This window comes from Variovorax sp. P4_D9, from assembly GCF_056401695.1.
In genome coordinates this window covers 1-927 of the sequence record NZ_JBFUIU010001596.1, presented here as the reverse complement: position 1 = coordinate 927, position 927 = coordinate 1, and the positions used below count along the sequence as shown (strand labels likewise).

The 927-nt window shown below is 65.6% G+C and carries 1 protein-coding gene; it reads left to right on the top strand.

What is annotated here, in order from left to right:
• Positions 1 to 42 precede the first annotated feature (42 nt).
• A complete protein-coding gene (locus tag AC1DY5_RS57145) occupies positions 43 to 270 on the top strand; it encodes a DUF5666 domain-containing protein (RefSeq protein WP_478122961.1) in 228 nt (75 codons plus the stop codon).
• Positions 271 to 927 lie beyond the last annotated feature (657 nt).

The following is a 927-nucleotide window of genomic DNA, read 5'->3' as shown; positions in this document are numbered from 1 at the left end:
GCCAACGGCATCCTGAAGGCGACGAAGCTGAAGATACGGCATGTGCCAGGCACTGGCGGGCCGGCTTCGTTCGACCTGATCGGAACCATTGGCTCCTTCCGTTCAGCCGCCGATTTCCGGGTCAAGGGACAGCCTGTAAACGCCGCGAGCCCGGGCGTGGACTTCAGCAACGGCACTGCGGCCAATCTCGGCAACGGCGTCAAGGTGCATGTCCATGGCACACGAGTCCTGAACGGCGTGCTCAGCGCCACCAGCGTCGAGTTTCAATAGCGGGCGACGCTGGTGGGAATCATCTCCGCCACTTTCAAGGAGCCGGGGGCCGCGTGTTCTGCTTTGAGCCCACCTTCGAAGAACACCCGCGCAGATTGCCTGCAATACGCCGGCACCAGTTGGCCGTGGTAGGCGAGAGCCAGGGGCCTCGTACTTGGCGGCATCGGTTCCGGTCGTGTCGGCCCGCTCTTGCGCCTTGGCCTGCGCAAAGCCTGCGCGGGCTGTCGCATACGCATCGTTCACACCCGTCGTTTCCAGGTCGACGACGGTGAGCGATGACGCGGGCATGCCGTGGGCGCGGAAGTAGCCGGCCGTCGCAAGGCTGCTGGTGAAGTTGACGATCGGGTCATTGGCCCCGCCGCACAACAGCACGGATCGCGTCAGCAGCCAGTTGCGCAGGTCGYTGGCCAGCGCCGCCTTGCGCAGGCCGATCGTGGGTGCGCAGGCGAGCGGCGATGTCGTGTTGAGCGAGGCCGACTTCGCCGGCAGTGCATTGCCTCGGCCTGGACTGGCGATGCCTCGGCGAGTGCGCACCGAAGTGCCAAGTCCGGGTGGCCGCTTGCGGTGCTGATTCGCAGGGGTGACCAGATGTCCTTGCTCCACGCTGTTCGAGCCGTCCACCGATGGATCGACGAGCCGATCGTTGGTCCTTGGTCC